A 16,127-nucleotide genomic window follows, 5' to 3' on the forward strand; every position below is an offset into this window, starting at 1 on the left:
CGTCGTCGCCCGCGGGCCGTGGTCAGGCGAGGATCAGCTGTGGTCCTCGTCGGTGCTCTGCTCGTCGGCCGGCTCGGTCGACGGCGCCGGGGTGAGCACATGCTGGACCGCCGCCAGCTGCACGTCCACCCGGTCGCCGGAGCTGAACTCGAGACTCACGCGCTGCCGCTCCTCGTCGCGGACGGCCACAGTGCCGACCATGCCGCCGGCCGTGGCCACCTCCGCGCCGACCACTGCGCCGCTGACCGCGGCCGCCTGGGCGTCCTTCATCTTCTTGCCCCGGCGGAAGGTCAGGATCATGAAGATGGCCAGGATGGCGATCATGATCAGGATGAAGGGGTCGAAGCCACCGGCGCCGCCGTCGCCGCCGGCGGCGAGGATCTGGGTCGAGATCGTCAGTGCGTTCACAGGTTCGGGCCAATCTGTCGAGGGGTCGTCTCGGTCCGGGCACCGCCCGGATGCTCCGTGCCGGACGTGCGAGCCGGCCCGGCCGGGCCGCCGATGCGCTCCCCGGGGCGGGGACGATCATCAGCCGGCACCTCTGCCATTCAACCGACGAGACTATCAGCCCTCGGTGGTCGGCCCCGGAGCGCTCGCCGAACGTCCGCTGTGAGCGGACGACGGCGAGGCCTGCGGCGACGACGCCGTGGAACCGGGGCCGCCGAGCGGCGCACCCTGCTCCGGCGGCTCGAGTCCCAGGTGTCGCCAGGCGCCCTCGGTGGCCACCCGGCCGCGCGGCGTGCGCGCCAGCAGCCCTTCGCGGACCAGATAGGGTTCGGCGACGGTCTCCACCGTCTCGGTCTCCTCGCCGACCAGGATGGCCAGCGTCGAGAGCCCCACCGGGCCTCCGCGGAAGGTCGAGCACAGCGCCTCGAGCACGGCACGGTCCAGGCGGTCCAGTCCCCGCCGGTCCACCTCGTAGGTGTCCAGCGCCGCCGCGGCGGCGTCGACGTCGACCAGATCGACCCCGTGCACGAGCGCCCAGTCGCGCACACGCCGCAGCAGCCTGTTGGTCACCCGCGGCGTACCCCGCGAGCGGGAGGCGATCTCGGCGAAGCCGACGTCGCTGACCTGCACCTGAAGCAGCTCCGCCGAGCGGCGCAGCACATGCTCGAGCTCCCCCACGCCGTAGTACTCCAGGTGGCCGGTGAAGCCGAATCGGTCGCGCAGCGGCCCCGGCAGCAGCCCGGCCCGGGTGGTCGCCCCGACCAGGGTGAACTGCGGCAGATCCAGCGGGATCGAGGTGGCTCCCGCCCCCTTGCCGACGACGATGTCGACGCGGAAGTCCTCCATCGCCATGTAGAGCATCTCCTCGGCCGGCCGCGCCATCCGGTGGATCTCGTCGACGAAGAGCACCTCCCCCTGGTCAGCGACGAGAGGATCGCGGCGAGGTCGCCGGCGTGCTGGATCGCCGGACCGGAGGTCACCCGCAGGGAGGCGTCCATCTCCGCGGCGATGATCATCGCCAGCGTCGTCTTGCCCAGCCCCGGCGGACCGGAGAGCAGCACGTGGTCCGCCGCCGCGCCGCGCAGCCGCGAGGACTGCAGCACCAGCGAGAGCTGGTGGCGGACCGTCTGCTGGCCGACGAAGTCCTCCAGCGTCTTCGGCCGCAGCGCGGCCTCCATCGCCTTCTCCTCCGGCATCGGCGCAGAGTCGACGACCTCGCGCGACGGGTCGCGCCCGTCCGCCGATGCCGCGGGAGGCTCCTCTGCGCTCATCGGGACGGGCCTCCCAGACTGCGCAGCGTCTGCCGGAGCACCTCGGAGACGGCGGCCTCGGCGAGCTCGGGCCGGGCCTGAAGTTCCTTCTCCACTGCGATGCGGGCGTCCTTCTCGGTCCAGCCCAGCGAGGTCAGCGCCTCGCGCACCTGCGCACGGACCTGCTCGCCGTCGGCCTCGGCCTCGGCGGAGCCGCCGTCGGAGGAGGGCTCCTCGGGAGGCTGCTCGATGACCAGCTTGCCGGCCAGCTCCAGCAGGATCCGCTGGGCGGTCTTCTTCCCGATGCCCGGCACGCGGGTGAACGCCGCAGTGTCGGACTCGGCGATGGCCGCACGCACCTCGGCCGGCGTGTGCACGCTCAGCACCGCCAGCGCGAGCCGCGGGCCCACGCCGGAGATGGAGAGCAGGCTGGTGAAGATCTCCCGCTCGCCGGCCTCGGCGAAGCCGAAGAGCAGCGGCGCGTCGTCCTGGCGCGGCACGAAGCTGGTCAGCAGACGGGCCTCGGAGCCGGTCCGCAGCTCGGTCAGGGTCTGCGGCGTCGCGCTCACCTCGAGCCCGAAGCCCGAGACCTCGACCACGGCATGGTCGAGCCCCACCTGCAGCACCTCGCCGCGGATCGAAGAGATCATCGTCCACCATTCCTCGTCGTCCGGCGGCGGACGGGCCGTCCGTCGGCGGGCGACGTCGCTCATCGGCGCCGATCGAGCGCAGCGCCGTCGGGCATCGTCATCAGAGTCGTCGGGACATCATTCGCAGATGTCTTCGAACAGCCTACCGTCGTCGATCGGCTCGTCGCGGGTCAACGCGCCCAGGAGTCCCCGGAGCACCGGGAGACGCCGGCGAGGACCGGCCGTTCGCGGCGCGCCGCTCGGCCTCGGCCCAGGCCCGCTGGGCCGGGGTGGCCTCGCGCGGCTGCCGCGCGGCGGCCTGCTGGGCGGCAGTCCGCGCGCCCTGGTGGGTCCGCGTGCCGGCGGACATGTCGTGCCGCGTGCCGACGCCGGACCGCCAGGCGTGGCAGATGGCCACCGCATAGGCGTCGGTGGCGTCCACCGGCTTCGGCAGCTCGTCCAGCTTGAGGATCCGCTGGACCATGCGGGCGACGGCGTCCTTGGCCGCCGAGCCGTCGTCGGTCACCGCCGCCTTGACCTCCGACGGGGTGTGCCAGGCCACGGGGATGCCCCCGGGCGGCCGCGGCGGCGATGACCACGCCCGAGGCCTGAGCGGTGCCCACCACCGTCGGCGCGTTGTTCTGCGCGAAGACGCGTTCGATGGCCAGCACGTCGGGCGCATGGACGTCGAGCAGCCGCTCGGCGGCGCGCTGGATCGCCAGGATGCGGGACGCCAGGTCCTGGTCGGAACGCGTGCCGGCGACCTCGACGGCCACCGAGGCGCCGGTGCGGTCCGGCTGCATCTCCACCACGGCGAAGCCGCAGCGGGTCAGCCCCGGGTCGACGCCGAGGATGCGCTGGGCGACCAGCGACCCCCCGGCGGTCCCGCGCACCGGCGCGGCGCCCATCAGCTCTCGGCGTCGAGCGCGGCCATCGTCTCCGCGCTCAGATCGGCATTGGTGTGGATGTTCTGCACGTCGTCGACGTCCTCGAGGACGTCGTAGATGCGCAGGAACTTCTTCGCCGCGGCCAGGTCGAGGTCCACCGAGACGTCGGAGACGAAGGCGACCTCGTCGTTGTCATGCTCGATGCCGGCCTCGCGCAGCGCGTCGACGACGTCGCTGAGGTCCTGCGGCTCGCAGCGGATCTCGAAGGTCTCGTCGTTCTCGATGACGTCGTCCACGCCGGCCTCCAGGACCGCGGCGAGCACGTCGTCCTCGGACATGCCGTTCTTCGGCAGCGTGACGATGCCGCGCCGCTGGAACATGTAGGCCACCGAGCCGGGGTCGGCCATCGTGCCGCCGGCGCGGTTGACCGCAGTGCGCACCTCGGAGGCCGCCCGGTTGCGGTTGTCGGTGAGGCACTCGACCATCAGCGCCGAGCCCTGGGGACCGCGGACCTCGTAGAGGATCTCCTCGTACTCCACCGCATCGCCGGTCAGTCCGGCGCCGCGCTTGATCGCGCGATCGATGTTGTCGTTCGGCACCGAGTTCTTCTTGGCCTTCTGGACCGCAGTCTCCAGCGCCGGGTTGCCGTCGGTGTCGGGGCCTCCGCTGCGCGCGGCCACCTCGATCTGCTTGGTGTAGCGCGCGTTGATCTTGGCCCGCTTGGCATCGACCGCCGCCTTGCGGTGCTTGGTGTTGGCCCATTTCGAATGGCCGGCCATAGTTCTCCGTTCTCGACGAGGTGGAAGACAGGTCCGCGCCGGGGGTGCGGCGCCTGCCGGGCGGGCGCACCGTGGCCGGTGCCGCGCCGCACCGGGCGCGCTCCCCCGGCGTCGAGTCTGCGCCCCAGCCTACCGTCGTCGGCGTGTCGATGCCGAAGCGCGCGCAGCGACGGCGCCGACGCCGGCTGGTCAGCGTCCCGTCGGCATCCCCGCCGGCCTCGGGGTCAGCCCTGCTCAGCGGCCTGGGAGCGCACGGCGAGGATCCGCTGGAGGACGGTGGCCGCCGAGGCGGCGGCCAGCACGCACAGCACCACCAGCAGCACCGTCGCCGGCAGGCCCAGCCCGGTGAACCCGGTGAAGACGAGCGTGACCACCAGCCGCTCGGTGCGCTCGGCGAGTCCGACGTCGGCGGTGAAGCCCAGCGACTCCGCCTTCGCCCGCACATAGGAGACCAGATGGCCCAGCACCAGGCAGGCGCCGGCGGCGACGCCGATGCCCGGCTCGCCGCCGACGGTGAACGCCCAGATCAGCAGGCCCAGGAAGATCGACCCGTCCTGCAGGCGGTCCAGGGTCGAGTCCAGGAAGCCGCCCAGCACCGAGGCGCTGTCGGTGCTGCGCGCCAGCAGACCGTCCAGCAGGTCGGAGAAGATGAACACGGTGATGAAGACCGTGCCCCAGAACAGCTGGTCCAGCGGATAGAGGGTCAGCGCGCCCAGGCACACCCCGGCGGTGCCGACCAGGGTGACCATGTTCGGCGTGATGCCCAGCCGGCGCAGCAGCTCCGCGACCGGGCCGAAGACCCGGGCGGCGGCGCGCCGGGCGCGGCGCGAGAACATCAGCGCGACCGCCCGTCGCCGGCGGATGCGTCGTCGGCAGGCGCCGCGTCGTCGGCCTGTCGGGCGGCGACGGTCTCCTCCGCCTGCTCCCAGGCGTCGCGGATCATCGCGTGGGTCTCCCCCAGCGTCTGCGCCATGTTCTTGGTGCGGGCGATGATCGGCAGGAAGTTGCCGTCGCCGCCCCAGCGCGGGACCACATGCTGGTGCAGATGCGCCGAGATCCCGGCGCCGCCGACCTTGCCCTGGTTGATGCCCAGGTTGAACCCGCCCGGCTCGGCGGTCGCCCGCAGAGCGGTCATCGCCACCTGGGCCAGCCGGGTGAACTCCACCGTCTCGGCGGGCGTCAGGTCGGTCAGGTCGGCCACATGGCGGTAGGGGCAGATCAGCAGATGTCCGGGATTGTAGGGGTACAGGTTGAGCAGCACGTAGCAGGTCCGGCCGCGATGGACGATCAGCGCCTGCTCGTCCTCGCGCCGGGGCCCCTCGCAGAAGGGGCAGTCCGCGGCCGAGGACACCTGGTCCTGGCCGCGCTGCATGTAGGCGATCCGATGCGGATTCCAGAGTCGCTCGAAGCCGTCGGGCACGCCGGCGGGGGTGAAGTCGTCCTCACCGCCGCCGGCGACGTCCTCGACCGCATCGCCGTCGTCCGCGCTCCCGCCGGGCTGCCGCTGGCTCCCCACCGCCGATCAGACCTCCCGCTGCTCGATCGTGGTCACGATGCGCTCGATCGCCTCCTCGACCGGCACCTGGTTCTCCTGCTCGCCGTCGCGGAAGCGGAAGGAGACCGCGTCGGCGTCGTGGTCGTCACCGCCGGCGATGAGCACGAACGGGACCTTGTCCTTGGAGGCGGTGCGGATCTTCTTCGGGAAGCGTTCGGTGCCGTCGTCGAGCTCGGCGCGCACCCCGCGGGTCTTGAGCCGCTTCACGATCTCGGCCAGGTAGTCGTTGAACGGCTCGGCCACCGGGATCGCGCGCACCTGCACCGGCGCCAGCCAGGCCGGGAAGGCCCCCGCGTAGTGCTCGACGAGCACACCCATGAACCGCTCGATCGAGCCGAACTTCGCCGAGTGGATCATCACCGGCTCCTGTCGGCTGCCGTCGGCGGCCTGGTACTCCAGCCCGAAGCGGGTGGGCTGGTTGAAGTCGTACTGGATGGTCGACATCTGCCAGGTCCGGCCCAGCGCATCGCGGGCCTGCACCGAGATCTTCGGGCCGTAGTAGGCCGCGCCGCCGGGGTCCGGGACCAGCTCGAGGCCGGTGTCCTCGGCCACCCGCCGCAGCACGTCGGTGGCCTGCTCCCACTGCTCCTCGGTGCCGATGAACTTCTCCGAGTCCTCGTCCCGGGTGGAGAGCTCCAGGTAGAAGTCGTGGAGCCCGAAGTCGCGCAGCAGCGAGAGGACGAAGCCCAGCAGGTGCTCGACCTCGGCCGGCGCCTGCTCGCGGGTGACGTAGGAGTGCGAGTCGTCCTGGGTCATGCCGCGCACGCGGGTCAGCCCGTGCACCACGCCGGACTGCTCATAGCGGTAGACCGAGCCGAACTCGAACATGCGCAGCGGCAGCTCGCGGTAGGAGCGGCCGCGCGAGCGGTAGATCAGGTTGTGCATCGGGCAGTTCATCGCCTTCAGGCGGTACTCCTGCCCCTCCTTGGTGACGTTGCCCTCGGCGTCGCGCTCCTCGTCGACATGCAGCGGCGGGAACATCGAGTCCGCGTAGTACGGCAGGTGGCCCGAGGTGTGGAAGAGCACGTCCTTGGAGATGTGCGGGGTGCCGACGTACTCGAAGCCCTCCTCGATGTGCCGGCGGCGGACGTAGTCCTCCATCTCGCGCTTGATGATCCCGCCCTTGGGGTGGAACACCGGCAGGCCCGAGCCCAGCTCGTCGGGGAAGGAGAACAGGTCCAGCTCGACGCCGAGGCGCCGGTGGTCGCGCCGCTCGGCCTCGGCCAGCCGCTCCTTATAGGCCTTGAGGTCGTCCTTGGTCGGCCAGGCCGTGCCGTAGAGCCGCTGCAGCTGCTGGTTGTTCTGGTCGCCGCGCCAGTAGGCGGCGGCCGAGCGCATCACCGCGAAGGCATTGGCGATCAGCTTGGTGTGCGGCAGATGCGGGCCGCGGCAGAGGTCGGCCCAGACCCGCTCGCCGTTCCGGTCGACGTTGTGGTAGATCGTGATCTCCCCGCCGCCGACCTCGACGCCGGCGCCCTCGGCGGTCTCGTCGGCGTCGTCGCCGGCGCCCAGCAGCTCGAGCTTATAGGGCTCGTCGGCCATGGCCCGCTTCGCCTCCTCCTCGGAGACGACCTCGCGCTCGAAGCGCTGGCCCTGGTTGATGATCTTCTGCATCGCCTTCTCGATCGTCTTGAGATCCTCGGGCGTGAAGGGCTCGGCGACGTCGAAGTCGAAGTAGAAGCCGTCGGTGACGTAGGGCCCGATGCCCAGCTTGGAGCCGGGGAAGAGCTGCTGGACCGCCTGGGCCATGACGTGCGCGGCGGAGTGGCGCAGCACGTTCAGCCCGTCCTGCTCAGCGACGTCGACCGGCTCGACGGCGGCGCCGGCGGGAATCTCGCGGGAGAGGTCCTGCAGCTCGCCGTCCACCCGCATGACCACTGTGGTCTTCTGGTCCGCGAACAGCGCGGCGCCGGTGGTGCCCGCCTCGACGCTGGTCTCCTCGCCGGAGACGGTGATGGTCATGCTCTCGGTCCCGGCGTGCTGCGACGCGGGGCTGGCGGACACGTTCTCGGACACTTGGAACGGTTCTCCTCACGGTTCGACCGATGCTGGCGATTCTCCCCCGGGCGAGGGCCGTGCGGCGCGACGGCCGACGCCGGCGACAGCGGTCGCGGACGACGCGCACGGGGGTCGCCGACGATTCTACGGGACGCATCCTCGGCATGCGTCGTCGAGGCCCGCCGCCCGGGTCTCCGGCTCATCCCTGGCAGCCGGGGCACCAGTACAGCGAGCGCCCCTGCAGCTCGCGCACCGCCAGCACCGCGCCGCAGCGCAGACAGGGCGTGCCCTGGTGCTGGTAGACCCAGTGGCGCCGGGCCGGGTCGTGGCGCGACGCGTCCTCGGGCCGCAGCGTGCGGATGACGCCCTCGGCGACGCCGTCGCGCAGCTGGACGCCCAGGCGTCGCCAGAGTGCGGCGACCGATTCCGCGGACAGGTCGGCGGCGGGGAGGCTCGGGTCCAGCCGCTCCAGGAAGAGCGACTCGGCCCGGTAGATGTTGCCCACGCCGGCGATGATCGACTGATCCATCAACGCCTGGGCGATCGGGATCCTGCGCCGGGCCAGGCGGCGGGCGAAGGCCTCGAGTCCCGAGGGGCCGCCGTGCGGCCGCCCCTCGTCCGGCGGCGCGGCGTCGGACTGCTCGCGGAGCGGATCCGGACCCAGCCGGGCGACGACGCGCTCGTACTCCGGCACGCTGAGCACGGCGCAGGTCGCCGGTCCTCGCAGATCGGCCCAGCCGTGCTCGGTGCGGAGGCGGGCGCGCACCGCACCGCGCGGCGGTTCGGGGATGACCCAGCCGTCCTCGTCGCGACGCACCGTCGGGGGCTCGAGCCGGGCCCGCGGGGCGCCCAGCGTCGGGGCTCCGGCGAAGTGCTCGTCGCCGCGGAAGCTGACGGCGCCGTAGAGCCCGAGGTGGACCTGCCAGATGTCGGCGCCCAGATGGACGAAGAGCTGCTTGCCCCAGGCCTCGGCGCGCTGCGGAACGCGTCCGTCGAGCCGCCCCGCCCCGGCGGCGAAGCGTCCCTGGGGCGAGCTGACGCGCCAGAGCCGGCCGACGAAGAGATCCTCGATCTGGGCGGCCAGGCGGTGGAGAGTATGACCTTCAGGCATGCGGTGGACGGTCCGGGAGGATCAGTCCAGGATCTCGCCGGTGCGCTCGTAGTGGGCGATCTTCCCGAGGCGCCGCGCGTGGCGCTCCTCCCCGCTCCATGCGGCGCTCAGGAAGGCCTCGACGATCGCGGCGGCCTCCTGCAGGGAATGCTGGCGGCCGCCCAGACCGACGACGTTGGCGTCGTTGTGCTCGCGCGCCAGACGGGCCGTCTCCAAGTTCCACGCCAGCGCCGCGCGGATGCCGCGGACCTTGTTGGCGGTGATCTGCTCGCCGTTGCCGGAGCCGCCGAGCACGATGCCCAGCGCCTCCCGCCCCTCGGCCTGCTCGGCGGCCACCGCCTCGGCGGCGCGGAAGCAGTAGGCGGGATAGTCGTCCTCGGCGTCGTAGACCTCGGGGCCGTGGTCGACCATCTCGTAGCCCCGATCCGCCAGGTGCTTCACCAGGTGGGCGGAGAGCTCCATGCCGGCGTGGTCGGTGGCGATGTGGACGCGCATGTCAGATGAATTCCTCTCGGAGCCGGGAATCGGACCACTGACATCCTATGCGCACCGAGACCCTGCCGCCGCGTCCTCCGCCGCGCCCCGCTCTCCGCGGCGTCCGGGCTCCCCGAGTCGTCACGGACAGTGCCCTCGGCGGTATCGTGGGCCCACCCCCGACGACGACCCGAGGCCGTCGCACGATCCCGCCACGAGGAGAGCATGGACATCCAGCAGCACACGTTCGCCGTGGAGGTCAGCTGGTCGGATCCCGCCGGCACCGCCGACCCGCGCGGCTACACCCGCGAGCACACGGTCCGCACGGTGCTCGCGCCGCGCGAGGTCGAGCGCGGACTGCGCGCTCCGGAGCCGCTGACCGGCTCGGCGGCGCGTGCCTTCCACGGCGACGCCGAGCAGTGGAATCCCGAGCAGCTGCTGCTGGCCTCGCTGGCGCAGTGTCACGCCTTGTCATATCTGCACGCCGCCGCGGAGGCCTCGCTGGTCGTCACCTCGCTGACCGTCTCCGGCTCGGCCGAGCTGCGGATGGAGCCCGACGGTGGCGGGCGGATCACCGGCGCGGTGCTGCGCCCGACCGTGGAGCTGGTCGACGAGTCCCGCCGCGAGGAGGCCGACGCGCTGCACGTCATCGCCGCCGAGCGTTGCGTGATCGCCCGCAGCGTCGACTTCCCGGTCACCCACGAGCCGGTGACGCCTGCGTCGCAGACGTCGCAGCGCGCGGCGTCGGAGAGCGCGGCCGACGACCAGCAGCTGCCGACCTTCTCCCGCCGGCTGGGCGCGCCGATCGCCACGCTGGCCCCGGTCGGCAAGCCGCCCTCGCAGGTCACCGGCCTGCCCGAGCGCGGCCAGGACGCGGGCGCCCGACGCCGGGGCGCCGAGCACGAGCAGCAGACACGACAGGGAGGATCCACCGTGGCCGACGACGACCGCCGCAGCGACGAGCAGGACGCCGAGGCCGCCCCGGGCCCGTCGAGCACGACCGGCGCGACGGGCTCCTCCGCCGACCTGGGATATCTCCCCCCGCCCGGCGGCGGGCCCGGACCTCAGCCGATCCGCCCGACGGCGCCGGCGCGCTCCGCGGAGCCGGCGTCGTCGGGGACGCCCGGCGGCGAGCAGCAGACCTTCTACGAGGCCGTCGGCGGGCACGAGACCTTCGTCCGCATCGTCGACGTCTTCTACGAGCAGGTGGCCGAGGACCCGGACTTCCGCGCGCTCTATCCCGAGGAGGACCTCGAGCCGGCCAAGCGGCGGCTGCTGATGTTCCTCGAGCAGTACTGGGGCGGGCCGCGGACGTACCAGGAGGAGCGCGGCCATCCGCGGCTGCGGATGCGCCACATGCCCTTCCGCGTCGACGCCGCCGCCCGCGACACCTGGCTGCGCTATATGCGCCGCGCCGTCGACGCCGCCGAGCTCTCGCCGCTGCACGACGAGATCCTCTGGGACTACCTCTCCCGGGCGGCGCATTCGATGGTCAACAGCTGAGCCGACGCGCTGCAGGAATCAGCCGGGATCAGTCGGGACCGGCCGGCTCAGAGGCCGCCGGAGGTCCGGCAGAGCACGAAGCCGCCGGCCGAGGACAGCCGCACCCAGCGGCCCAGCCGGTGGACCGCCGTGGTGCCGCCGGCACCGCGGGCGGCGAGGAAGCCCAGCGCGTGGGCGCCGAAGGCCGCCCCGGCCGGCACCTCGACATCCGCGACGGCGTCCTGCGGGCCGGGCTCCAAGACCCGGCCCCACACGCGCTCGCGAACCTGCTCGACCACCGACGCGCCGGCGGTGTCGGGGACGACGTCGGTGATCTCGGAGACTCCGGACTCGGCGGCGTCGCGGACGGTGTCGTCGGACAGCTCGCCGGCCGGCTCCCAGCCCGAGCGCGGCGGGGTCACCGCCGCCCAGGGCACCGTCATCCGACTCGGCGGCAGGGGAAGCTCGACGTCGGCCGGATCCAGGCGGGCGATCCGCTCGGTGACCGCGTTGAGCTCGACGGTGACGTCGGCTTCGGAGGCCTCGGCCAGCGCCATGGTCCGCAGCCCCAGCACCGCCGGCAGACGGCCGACCAGCGAGCTGGGCGTCATCACCGGCACCCAGGCGGCCAGCGCCGACCCGACCGCCTGCAGGCGGATCCCCTGCTCCTGGATGCGGCGGGCCCGGCCCACATAGGTCGACAGATCCTGCAGGGAGACGGCTTCGGCGAATCGCAGCGCTTCGGTCATAGGATTGATTCTGTCATCCTCGCCCGCACCCTGGCCCGCCGAGGCCCCGATGAGACCCCTCCGGAAGGACGTCGCATGCCCTCCACCCGTTATCAGGTCCCCTCGCCCGACGAGGCCGTCGCCCAGCTGGTGGGGATGCTGGACCTGGAGGAGCTCGAACCGCTCTCCGGACCGCGCGGCTCCGAGGAGCGCTTCCTCGGGCCGGTCTTCGACCAGGCGTTCTGGCGGGTCTTCGGCGGCCAGGTCGTCTCGCAGGCGGCGATCGCGGCGATGCGCACCGTCGACCCGGAGCGGGTGATCCACTCGGTCCACGGCTACTTCCTGCGGCCCGGCGATGCGACCCAGCCGATCGAGATCGCCGTGGAGCGGCTGCGCGACGGCGGATCCTTCTCCGCCCGCCGCAGCCAGGCCTATCAGGGCGGCAAGCCCATCCTGTCGATGATCGCCTCCTTCCAACGACCCTCTCCCGGTCCGTCGCATCAGCGGGAGATGCCCGGCCACATCCCGGATCCCGACCAGCTGCCGACTCCCGACGAGCTGGTCGGCCACGTCGACCATCCGGTCATGCAGGAGTGGGCGCGAGGCCGCCCCTTCGAGATCCGCCATGTGGACCGGCCGGTGTACCTCGACTCCGACCGGGCCCCGCGGGCGGCGAACGCCGTATGGATGCGGGCGAAGGCCCCGCTGCCCGACGACCGCCGCCTGCACCGCGCCGCGATCCTCTACGCCTCCGACTACACGCTGCTCGAGCCCATCCTGCGCCGCCACGGGCTCTACTGGGCCAAGCCCGGGATCAAAGTCGCCTCGCTGGACCACGCGATGTGGTGGCACCGCGAGGCACGTGCCGACGAGTGGCTGCTCTACGTCCAGCAGAGCCCCAGCGCGCAGAGCGCCCGGGGGCTGGCGACCGGCTCCATCTACAACCGCGACGGCGCGCTGATCGCCTCGGTGGCCCAGGAGGGCATGGTGCGCCGCCCGCACGGGCTGAAGCCCCGGGTCCGCGAGCGGCTGCAGCGGTCGATGACCCGGAGCTCGGCGGTGCAGCGGCGCCTGGACCAGCAGTACGGGCCGATCTGGGACGCCCGTGCCGCCCACGAACCGCTGGAGTGAGCCACGCCTGCCCCCGATGCCCCGGGGCCGCCCGATCGTCCCGCCGTCTCGACACATCCGCCGCGCCGTCCTGCCGTCGCCCTCCCGTCGCCCTAGACTGGCCTTCGGCGATGGTGCCGATGCTTCTCCGTCCGTCTGCGGCCCTGCCGCGGGCCGGCCGGGACGAGCCTGCCCGCGCCGACGCCGCGGCGGCTCGACGGCGAGCCGCCGGCACCGCGGACGGACGCTCCGTCCGCGACGCACCGGGCGGCGACCGCCGCCCCTGACTCCGACGATGACGTCGTGCAGGAAGGACGAACTGTGCTCGACCGCGCAGATGAGCATCTTCGACGCTGGCAGCAGCGCGAATCCACGGCCGAAGAGATGATTCCGCTGATCGGCCGTCTCTACCGGGACAACAACGTCGTCACCAGCATCTACGGACGGCGGCTGGTCAATCAGTCCGCGGTGGACATCCTCCGCGCCCACCGCTTCGCCCGTCAGGTCGACGAGACCGAGCTGCCGATGGAGCAGACCCTGCCGCTGATGCAGGAACTGGTCCGATTGGACCTGGGGGCGGCCCGCCTCGACATCGCCCGGCTCAACGCCCGTTTCCAAGCCTCCGGACGCGAGGACCTGGAGCAGTTCCTCCGCGAGGAGCTCGACGATCTGATCGGCCGCGGCGGCCGGGGACGCGCCGCGCCCCAGGACGTCGTCCTCTACGGCTTCGGTCGCATCGGCCGGCTGATCGCACGGATCCTGATCGGACGCGCCTCCTCGGCCTCCGGGCTGAGGCTGCGCGCCATCGTGGTGCGGAAGGGCTCCGAGGACGACCTCGCCAAGCGGGCTTCGCTGCTGCGCCGCGACTCGGTGCACGGGCCCTTCGACGGCTCGATCCGGCTCGACGAGGAACACGGGGCGATCATCGCCAACGGCACCTGGATCCAGGTCATCCACGCCGAGGACCCCGCCGACGTCGACTACACCGCCCACGGCATCGAGGATGCGGTCGTCATCGACAACACCGGACGGTGGCGGGACGAGGAGAACCTGAGCCGGCACCTGCAGTCCCCCGGAGCTTCCCGGGTGGTGCTCACCGCTCCGGGCAGGGGCTCGCTCAAGAACATCGTCTACGGCGTCAACCACGACCAGATCGACGACGCCGACCGGGTCCTCTCGGCGGCCTCCTGCACCACGAATGCGATCACGCCGATCGCGGCCGTGATGCACGAACGCTTCGGCATCGACCACGGCCACGTCGAGACGGTGCACTCCTACACCAACGACCAGCACCTGATCGACAACTTCCACCGCGGTGAGCGGCGCGGCCGCTCGGCGGCGCTGAACATGGTGCTCACCGAGACCGGTGCCGCGAAGGCGGTGGCCAAGGCGCTGCCGGAGCTCTCCGGGAAGCTGTCCGGCAATGCGATCCGGGTGCCCACGCCGGATGTGTCCATGGCGATCCTGAACCTGGAGCTCGACAAGAGCCCGGGATCGGCCGAGGAGCTCAATCGGCTGCTGCGCCGCGAGTCGCTCGAGGGGCCGATGCATCGGCAGATCGATTACATCGACTCGGCCGAGGTCGTCTCCTCCGACCTGGTGGGATCGCGGGCCGCCGGAGTCGTCGACGGGCTGGCCACCATCGTCAACGGCGATCAGGCCATCCTCTACGTCTGGTATGACAACGAGTTCGGCTACTCCTCACAGGTCGTCCGAGTGGTCGAGCACATGACCGGCTCGATCCCGGAGAAGTACCCGGCCGTCGAGCAGCTCGAGGGCGCCGGCGCCTGACCGTCGGGCACGCCGACGGCAGTCCTCCTGCTGAGAGACGGCTCGGGCCCGTCGACCATCGCGATGGTCGACGGGCCCGAGCTGTCGGCGCCGGAGTCTCAGCCGCGGGTGAGCTTGCGGTGGGTGACCCGGTGCGGCCGGGCGGCGTCGGGGCCGAGCCGGTCGATCTTGTTCGCCTCGTAGGCCTCGAAGTTGCCCTCGAACCAGTACCAGTTCGCCGGGTCCTCCTCCGTGCCCTCCCAGGCCAGGATGTGGGTGGCCACGCGGTCGAGGAACCACCGGTCGTGGGAGACGACCACGGCACAGCCGGGGAACTCCAGGAGCGCATTCTCCAGCGAGCCCAGCGTCTCGACGTCGAGGTCGTTGGTCGGCTCGTCGAGCAGCAGCAGATTGCCGCCCTGCTGGAGGGTGAGGGCCAGGTTCAGCCGGTTGCGCTCACCGCCGGAGAGGACTCCGGCCTTCTTCTGCTGATCCGGACCCTTGAAGCCGAAGGCGGCGACGTAGGCGCGGGAGGGCATCTCCACGTTCCCGACCTGGATGAAGTCGTGCCCGCCGGAGACGACCTCCCAGAGGCTCTTCTCCGGATCGATGCCGCCGCGCGACTGGTCGATGTAGGAGATCTTCACCGACTCGCCGACGGTCAGCCTGCCGCCGTCGAGCTCCTCCTGGCCGATGATCGTCTTGAACAGCGTGGACTTGCCGACGCCGTTGGGGCCGATGACGCCGACGATGCCGTTGCGCGGCAGGGAGAAGGACAGCCCGTCGACCAGGGTCCGATCCCCGAAGCCCTTCTGCAGGTTCTCGGCCTCGATGACCTGGGTGCCCAGCCGCGGGCCCGGCGGGATCTGGATCTCCTCGAAGTCGAGCTTCTTGGTGCGCTCGGCCTCGGCGGCCATCTCCTCGTAGCGAGCCAGACGGGCCTTGGACTTGGTCTGCTTGCCCTTGGCGTTCGAGCGGACCCACTCGAGCTCCTCGCTGAGGCGCTTCGCGAGTTTGGCGTCCTTCTTGCCCTGGACCTCCATGCGCGCGCGCTTCTTGTCCAGGTACGTGGAGTAGTTGCCCTCGTAGGGGTAGAGCCGACCGCGGTCGACCTCGCAGATCCACTCGGCGACGTGGTCCAGGAAGTAACGGTCGTGGGTGACGGCCAGCACGGCACCCTCGTAGTCGGCCAGATGCTGCTCGAGCCACAGCACCGACTCGGCGTCGAGGTGGTTGGTCGGCTCGTCGAGCAGCAGCAGGTCCGGTTTGGAGAGCAGCAGCTTGCACAGCGCCACACGGCGCCGCTCACCGCCGGAGAGCACCGTGACGTCGGCGTCGCCGGGCGGGCAGCGCAGCGCGTCCATGGCCTGCTCCAACTGGGAGTCGAGGTCCCAGGCGTTGGCCGCGTCGATCTCGCCCTGCAGCGTGCCCATCTCTTCCAGCAGAGCTTCGAAGTCCGCGTCCGGATCGGCCATCTGCGCCGAGATCTCGTTGTACCGCTGCAGCTTCTCGAAGATCTCGCCGACGCCCTCCTGGACGTTGCCCAGGACGGTCTTCTCCTCGTTCAGCGGCGGCTCCTGCCGCAGGATGCCCACCGAATACCCCGGGGACAGGCGAGCCTCACCGTTGGACGGCTGGTCCAGCCCGGCCATGATCTTCAGGATCGTGGACTTTCCGGCCCCGTTGGGACCGACGACGCCGATCTTCGCTCCGGGGTAGAACGACATCGTGACATCGTCGAGGATGAGCTTGTCGCCCACCTTCTTGCGGGCTTTGACCATGGTGTAAATGAACTCTGCCATGCACCCCAGGCTAGTCGGCCCGACCCGGCTGCGGCGAACGCCGCACCGGCTCTCCGGTCCGGGCCGACCGACCGGGCGTGCTCCGGGGCTCGATCCGTCGTCGTC

Annotated in this window: 13 protein-coding genes and 3 pseudogenes; 4 read left to right on the forward strand and 12 right to left on the reverse strand. The window is 71.8% G+C overall.

Annotation, left to right across the window (positions count from 1 at the left end; translation table 11 throughout):
• Positions 1-33 precede the first annotated feature (33 nt).
• The 10 genes and pseudogenes from GU5_RS16315 to GU5_RS0106955 all read right to left on the reverse strand — a co-directional run bounded on the left by GU5_RS16315 (position 34) and on the right by GU5_RS0106955 (position 9,151).
• Positions 34-408, reverse strand: a complete 375-nt coding sequence (locus tag GU5_RS16315) for a preprotein translocase subunit YajC (RefSeq protein ID WP_010524851.1) — start codon at positions 406-408, stop codon at positions 34-36.
• A 156-nt stretch (positions 409-564) separates the two neighbouring features.
• Positions 565-1,643 (reverse strand): annotated as a pseudogene (gene ruvB / locus GU5_RS15875) (Holliday junction branch migration DNA helicase RuvB).
• 71 nt (positions 1,644-1,714) lie between these two features.
• Positions 1,715-2,347, reverse strand: a complete 633-nt coding sequence (gene ruvA, locus GU5_RS0106920) for a Holliday junction branch migration protein RuvA (RefSeq protein ID WP_029514093.1) — start codon at positions 2,345-2,347, stop codon at positions 1,715-1,717.
• A gap of 142 nt (positions 2,348-2,489) precedes the next feature.
• Positions 2,490-3,234, reverse strand: a pseudogene (gene ruvC / locus GU5_RS15880) (crossover junction endodeoxyribonuclease RuvC).
• Complete coding sequence (locus GU5_RS0106930) at positions 3,234-3,992, reverse strand: YebC/PmpR family DNA-binding transcriptional regulator (protein WP_010524854.1); 759 nt, start codon at positions 3,990-3,992, stop codon at positions 3,234-3,236. Before GU5_RS0106930 ends, ruvC begins: the two are co-directional and overlap by 1 nt.
• Positions 3,993-4,216: 224 nt before the next feature.
• Positions 4,217-4,828, reverse strand: a complete 612-nt coding sequence (gene pgsA, locus GU5_RS0106935; RefSeq protein WP_010524855.1) for a phosphatidylinositol phosphate synthase — start codon at positions 4,826-4,828, stop codon at positions 4,217-4,219.
• Positions 4,828-5,508, reverse strand: coding sequence for an HIT domain-containing protein (locus GU5_RS0106940; RefSeq protein WP_010524856.1), 681 nt, complete (start codon positions 5,506-5,508; stop codon positions 4,828-4,830). Before GU5_RS0106940 ends, pgsA begins: the two co-directional genes overlap by 1 nt.
• A gap of 6 nt (positions 5,509-5,514) precedes the next feature.
• Positions 5,515-7,509: a threonine--tRNA ligase gene (gene thrS / locus GU5_RS0106945; RefSeq protein ID WP_029514094.1), complete on the reverse strand. Its 1,995-nt coding sequence runs from the start codon at positions 7,507-7,509 to the stop codon at positions 5,515-5,517.
• A gap of 235 nt (positions 7,510-7,744) precedes the next feature.
• The gene (locus GU5_RS0106950) at positions 7,745-8,656 is read right to left on the reverse strand and encodes an Fpg/Nei family DNA glycosylase (protein WP_010524858.1); all 912 of its coding nucleotides are present in this window, start codon (positions 8,654-8,656) and stop codon (positions 7,745-7,747) included.
• A 21-nt stretch (positions 8,657-8,677) separates the two neighbouring features.
• Positions 8,678-9,151 carry a ribose-5-phosphate isomerase gene (locus GU5_RS0106955; protein ID WP_010524859.1) on the reverse strand — a complete coding sequence of 158 codons (474 nt, stop codon included), beginning with the start codon at positions 9,149-9,151 and terminating at the stop codon, positions 8,678-8,680.
• A 204-nt stretch (positions 9,152-9,355) separates the two neighbouring features.
• On the opposite strand from GU5_RS0106955, the pseudogene GU5_RS17405 reads away from it, so the two are divergent.
• Positions 9,356-9,817: pseudogene (locus GU5_RS17405) on the forward strand (OsmC family protein); the annotation flags it as partial.
• A 384-nt stretch (positions 9,818-10,201) separates the two neighbouring features.
• Positions 10,202-10,633 carry a globin gene (locus tag GU5_RS17410; protein WP_202797583.1) on the forward strand — a complete coding sequence of 144 codons (432 nt, stop codon included), beginning with the start codon at positions 10,202-10,204 and terminating at the stop codon, positions 10,631-10,633.
• 47 nt (positions 10,634-10,680) lie between these two features.
• Here GU5_RS17410 and GU5_RS0106965 read toward each other — a convergent pair whose 3' ends face one another.
• Positions 10,681-11,361, reverse strand: coding sequence for a hypothetical protein (locus GU5_RS0106965; protein WP_010524861.1), 681 nt, complete (start codon positions 11,359-11,361; stop codon positions 10,681-10,683).
• A gap of 75 nt (positions 11,362-11,436) precedes the next feature.
• Here GU5_RS0106965 and GU5_RS0106970 point away from each other — a divergent pair, with 75 nt between their 5' ends.
• Positions 11,437-12,471 (forward strand): acyl-CoA thioesterase II, encoded by a 1,035-nt coding sequence (locus GU5_RS0106970; RefSeq protein ID WP_010524862.1) that lies wholly within the window; start codon positions 11,437-11,439, stop codon positions 12,469-12,471.
• 300 nt (positions 12,472-12,771) lie between these two features.
• A complete protein-coding gene (locus GU5_RS0106975) occupies positions 12,772-14,241 on the forward strand; it encodes a glyceraldehyde-3-phosphate dehydrogenase (protein ID WP_010524863.1) in 1,470 nt (489 codons plus the stop codon).
• Positions 14,242-14,339: 98 nt separating this feature from the next.
• Here the strand turns inward: GU5_RS0106975 and ettA are convergent, their stop codons facing one another.
• Complete coding sequence (gene ettA, locus GU5_RS0106980; RefSeq protein WP_010524864.1) at positions 14,340-16,022, reverse strand: energy-dependent translational throttle protein EttA; 1,683 nt, start codon at positions 16,020-16,022, stop codon at positions 14,340-14,342.
• Positions 16,023-16,127: the final 105 nt, after the last annotated feature.

Source organism: Nesterenkonia sp. F (genome assembly GCF_000220985.1).
In the GTDB taxonomy this organism is placed as follows: domain Bacteria; phylum Actinomycetota; class Actinomycetes; order Actinomycetales; family Micrococcaceae; genus Nesterenkonia.

Excerpts from the sequence above, each read along its gene's own strand:
- GU5_RS0106950 (WP_010524858.1), bottom strand. The coding sequence starts at position 8,656 with ATGCCTGAAGGTCATACTCTCCACCGCCTGGCCGCCCAGATCGAGGAT.
- ettA (WP_010524864.1), bottom strand. The coding sequence starts at position 16,022 with ATGGCAGAGTTCATTTACACCATGGTCAAAGCCCGCAAGAAGGTGGGC.
- GU5_RS0106930 (WP_010524854.1), bottom strand. The coding sequence starts at position 3,992 with ATGGCCGGCCATTCGAAATGGGCCAACACCAAGCACCGCAAGGCGGCG.
- GU5_RS0106965 (WP_010524861.1), bottom strand. The coding sequence starts at position 11,361 with ATGACCGAAGCGCTGCGATTCGCCGAAGCCGTCTCCCTGCAGGATCTG.
- ruvA (WP_029514093.1), bottom strand. The coding sequence starts at position 2,347 with ATGATCTCTTCGATCCGCGGCGAGGTGCTGCAGGTGGGGCTCGACCAT.
- thrS (WP_029514094.1), bottom strand. The coding sequence starts at position 7,509 with ATGACCATCACCGTCTCCGGCGAGGAGACCAGCGTCGAGGCGGGCACC.
- pgsA (WP_010524855.1), bottom strand. The coding sequence starts at position 4,828 with ATGTTCTCGCGCCGCGCCCGGCGCGCCGCCGCCCGGGTCTTCGGCCCG.
- GU5_RS0106970 (WP_010524862.1), top strand. The coding sequence starts at position 11,437 with ATGCCCTCCACCCGTTATCAGGTCCCCTCGCCCGACGAGGCCGTCGCC.
- GU5_RS0106955 (WP_010524859.1), bottom strand. The coding sequence starts at position 9,151 with ATGCGCGTCCACATCGCCACCGACCACGCCGGCATGGAGCTCTCCGCC.